The organism is uncultured Gimesia sp. (assembly GCF_937910335.1).
Classification (GTDB): Bacteria; Planctomycetota; Planctomycetia; order Planctomycetales; family Planctomycetaceae; genus Gimesia.
The window spans coordinates 1-4,494 of the sequence record NZ_CALEMX010000006.1 but is presented as its reverse complement, the minus strand read 5'-3'; the positions used below and the strand labels follow the sequence as shown (position 1 = coordinate 4,494).

The 4,494-nt window shown below is 49.4% G+C and carries 3 protein-coding genes and 1 pseudogene; 2 read left to right on the top strand and 2 right to left on the bottom strand.

What is annotated here, in order from left to right; genetic code table 11:
- A partial coding sequence (locus tag Q0668_RS00230; protein WP_298858756.1) for an aminotransferase class V-fold PLP-dependent enzyme occupies positions 1 to 903 on the bottom strand: 903 nt, incomplete at its 3' end.
- Positions 900 to 2,057 (bottom strand): serine hydrolase domain-containing protein, encoded by a 1,158-nt coding sequence (locus Q0668_RS00225; RefSeq protein WP_298858754.1) that lies wholly within the window; start codon positions 2,055 to 2,057, stop codon positions 900 to 902. The genes Q0668_RS00230 and Q0668_RS00225, both read right to left, overlap by 4 nt.
- A 345-nt stretch (positions 2,058 to 2,402) precedes the next feature.
- On the opposite strand from Q0668_RS00225, the gene Q0668_RS00220 reads away from it, so the two are divergent.
- On the top strand, positions 2,403 to 3,809 hold the full coding sequence (locus tag Q0668_RS00220) for a magnesium chelatase (protein WP_298858752.1): 1,407 nt from the start codon (positions 2,403 to 2,405) through the stop codon (positions 3,807 to 3,809).
- 50 nt (positions 3,810 to 3,859) lie between these two features.
- Positions 3,860 to 4,494 (top strand): annotated as a pseudogene (locus Q0668_RS00215) (hypothetical protein); the annotation flags it as partial.

The following is a 4,494-nucleotide window of genomic DNA, read 5'->3' as shown; positions in this document are numbered from 1 at the left end:
AGTATCAATGAAATCAGCGGGAGGTTCCCAGAGTTGACCGTGGTCGTCCATATCCAGCATTTGTAAAGCAGCTGAAGAAATCAATTCGCGTTTACCACATAATATCCCCGTAGATTGTGGCCCTCGAATGGCCTTCCCTCCGCTGAAGGAAACCAGATCGGCGCCCATGGCTGCAATCGCTTTCAAGTTAGCCCGTGGTGGCACTTCGCCAGCCGCATCGACCAGAACCGGAAGACCATGCTCTCGCGCGACTTCTACAACCTCCGTTAAATCAGGTTGTGAATCTGCCGAATGCACATAAACAATACCAGCAGTGTTCTCAGTAATGGCCGCCTCATACTCCCAGCTTTCTGTACGACGCACACCCGCATTGGAAATAATTTCGTTGAAGCCCACTTCAACCAGCCTTGCGCCGGCAGCACGAACCGCATGATCGTAGCCACTCCGTTGTTCTCGCGCGATAATAAACTCATCTGGAAAACCATCACAATGTGGCAGTTGTTCCATCCGTTTTAAACTATGACCTGCAAGAATTGCAGCCGCCCCCAAAGTCAGAGCACCAGCGGCTCCAGAGGTCACCAGACCTGCCTCGGTTCCTGTATGCTCAGCAATTTTCCGCGATGCGGCTGCCTGAAGTTGCTCCAGAGGAACCCACTCTGCAGCAGCTTCACGAAATGACTCCAGCACTTCAGATGGCATCGGCGCACCACCGAGGCGAGTTACACTTCCACAAGCGTTAATGATGGGCTCAACGCCAAATTTTTGATAGATACTCATCCGGTGTCGTCTTTCTGTAAAGATAACTGACTCTTTGAAGTTGATCGTTGCTGGTGTTGATTGATCTTGTAATGAATCTGCTTTGGCTCCCGAAGTCCGATCGCTCAGCCAGAACAGACGGCTCATTTACCAAAATGCTCAATGGCCCAGTCCTTGAACACAACCCGGGCCTGCGCCCCCTTACCGGGAAAGCCACCATGCTGCACCATCCAGACAATCACGACTCCCTTCTCGGGATATATTTCCATATTCGTAGCATGTGCGCCACCATGCCCAAACCGATCTGGCCCAACCGCCAGTCCAAGTCCGTAATTTTGCTTGACTGTCTCCGGTGTTTGCCGCTTTGTCAATTCTGCAAACGCAGCTTGACTCAGATAACATCGACCATTCAATTCACCACCATTCAGCAACATCTGACAATAAATCGCAGTGTCTTGCGCGGTAGAGAACAATCCACCGGCGGGCATTGGAAATCGATGATGACGATTAGTAAGAGGAGTACCCAGCTGATTCAGAGGAAACTCAACCAGACTTTCTTTTGTGGAATCAGGCTTGTATGACTTTGCCAATCGCTTCACTTGCGCTGCGTTCGGCCAGAAGGTGGTATCCTTCATTCCTAATGGATCAAACAATCGCTGCTGCATGAAGTCTTCGTAACTTTTTCCTGTCACAACTTCAAGAATTCTCGCTGCCGTATTAATGCCGGCATTCGAGTATTGGTAGTGTGTACCCGGTTCAGTCTGTAAAGGCGTCATTGCATAACTGCGCACGGCAGCAGCCAGAGGCAGACCATCCAGCGTCGGTGTTTCAATGGCCGACTTAAAAGGAAGTCCACTCATGTGACTGAGTACTTCGCGAATAGTAATCGGATGCACTGGTTGACGCAGTAGTACGTGATCCGCATCTTTCTCAGCGATAACCATCTGACCGCGAAATTCGGGCAGATATTTTTCGACCGGATCATCTAGCGCGATCTTACCTTCATCGACAAGCATCATAACTGCAGTCGCTGTCATCCCCTTCGACTGAGAGGCAATCCAGAACAGAGCGTCAGGTTTCATTGCCTGTTGACCCACTACGTCTGCAAAACCAACAGCCTCAACCGAGAGAACTTTATCCTTGTCGGCAACCAGAGCAACAGCCCCCGCAAGTTCCTGTTTGTCAACAAAAGGTTGTAACGCAGCAGCGGAGGAAACTGGTTTCTCAGCGAAGAGAGAACCCGACAGGCAAGACGCAAAAAAGAGTGTCATTACAGTCAATAATGATTGCGCGAGTTTCATGAGGATCCTTTGTTTCACTAATTGAGGAAGCTTCATTCTATATCAACTTCAAGATTCGGGTAAAGGAGCACAGTCAAGCAGACAGTGTTACCAGTTCTTGAGCCACTTGCTAGCTAGTTTATATTGAATGGAAATCATTTTTTTCTGAATCCCGGGATTTCTGAACAACTGCACCATAGTCTACTCCTCTGTTTTGTCTATGATTGTTAATGTTACTCTTAAGAATGATCTCGTTTATGTTTCAAGCTTTGGCAGTCGAGAGATTTCATCTATCTCAGATTGAGCAGCCCAATAGCAAAACTATTCATTAAATACTTAATATCAAAACCGGAATGAGAAATCTTTATGAATCGGCCCACAAATCTGGCGGAGCTTCGAGAAAGCGGCTGGAAAAGCAAAACGGTCAAACGTGAAATCTACGATAACTTAATGTCCGCCCTACAGCGCGGCGATGATCTATTTCCCGGCATCGTCGGCTATGATGACACCGTCATACCCGATATCGTACTGTCCCTGCTCTCCGAACATGACATGCTCTTCCTCGGAGAAAAAGGACAGGCGAAAAGCCGCATCATGAGATTGCTCGTTCGATTTCTTGATCCCGAAATACCCTATCTTGATATCCCTGACTCCCCCGTACATGACGACCCTTATCAGCCAATCACCAGCGCAGGGAAAACAGTTCTGGCAAACACCCCGGACGAGGAAGTACCCATCGGCTGGTGGTCTAACGAAGACCGCTATGCAGAGCGTCTCGCGCCCGGGACCAAGTTTGCCGATGTCATCGGCGAGATCGATCCTGCCAAACTCGCACATGGCGAAAGTATGTCCGCGGAAAGTGCGCTGCACTTCGGTCTGATCCCCCGCATGCATCGCGGCATCTTTGCTATGAATGAACTGCCCGAACTGGACGAGCTCGTGCAAGTCGGCCTGTTCAATATTCTGGAAGAACGCGACGTTCAAATTCGTGGCTATCCGATCCGCTTCGATCTGGATATGCTGATTCTGTTTTCCTCCAATCCTTCGACTTTTAATCGCAGTGGGAAAGTCATCCCACAGCTGAAAGACCGGATCGGCTCAGTAGTTCACACGCATTACCCCCGTGAGCGAAGTGTCGGTATTGAAATTATGGAACAGGAATCCGGCGTTGACCTTGCAGGTGAGGTCCCTGTCGTCGTTCCATATTTCATGCGGGAAATTATCGAACAAATTACGATCGCTGCCCGTGCTTCGAAATACGTCGATCACGATTCCGGCGTCAGTGCCCGGTTTAGTATCGCCAACTATCGCATGATGGTAGCAGCCGCCCGGAGACGAGGCGCCGTTCTCAACGAAAAACCAGCCGTCCCCCGTATCAGTGATCTGGGACATCTCTACTCTTCATCACTGGGTAAACTGGAACTGGATATGATGGGCGCCAACCAGATGTCCGAAAGACAGGTGCTAGACGCCATCATCGCCCAGGCGATTCAAGATGTCTTTCAGGAATATATCGTCGAACATGGCTTGGCTGAAATCAGCGAAATCTTTTCACAAGGCATCAAAATTGAAGTGGGAGACATGCTGCCTTCTTCACAATATGCAGACCGACTCAAACGCGTGCCTCCCATCTGGGATAAAGCATTCGAAGTCAATGCATCAGGTGATGATTCCATTCGAGCGTCTTGCATCGAATTCGTGCTGGCAGGCCTGTATGCCAACAGTAAAATTTCACGCTCGCAGGATCATGGTCGCATTGTTTATGAAACCTGATCTACGACATGCTCTCAAATTCCTCTCACCAGAGAGATCGAGACACACCTATGACCGATAAACGACTGACAGGCGGGATTATTCATACGTACCAGAAGTACGACCCCAAGCGCATTCCCGATCCAATGCAGCCGCCTCCCGATCTGGTCTCTCCTGCCTTGAATCATATGATGTATTATGGCTCAATGCGCGAGCTGACCGAAGAAGAACTCGCCCGGGCCATTCGCCTGGATCCCAGCCAGATTGCGGGCCTCGGTCCCAGCCTGGATGCATTGATCGCCATGCTGGAAGAACGCAAACGCCGCATTCTGGAAACCTATGAAACAGAAAGCGTGCGCAAAAAAGCCCGCCGCAGTTATCACGATTATGCCAAACATATCAAGCCTCCTCGCAGGCTTAAAGATTATTTCGCGCAAGCGGTCCGCGAAGAACAAATCTATGAACTGGAACGTATCTGGTATAAAACGGAGGACGATAGTAGCCCCTTCGCCAGAAGCCTCGTCCAATTGGTGGATCGTCTGGGAGACAAATACGAAATAGACGAGTTGGCGGCAAAGTATTATTTCTCAGGCCGAACCTCCCTTACCATTCCCGAAGCGCTGGAGATCAAAGCAGAACTCGAAAAAATTGATGAACTTTTGAAAGAAAAAATGGGTTTTAATGGATTGGTTTTTACGGATGCTTT

What these genes read in the sequence shown, in the direction of transcription:
- Q0668_RS00225 (WP_298858754.1), bottom strand. Translation starts at nt 2,057, where the DNA reads ATGAAACTCGCGCAATCATTATTGACTGTAATGACACTCTTTTTTGCG.
- Q0668_RS00220 (WP_298858752.1), top strand. Translation starts at nt 2,403, where the DNA reads ATGAATCGGCCCACAAATCTGGCGGAGCTTCGAGAAAGCGGCTGGAAA.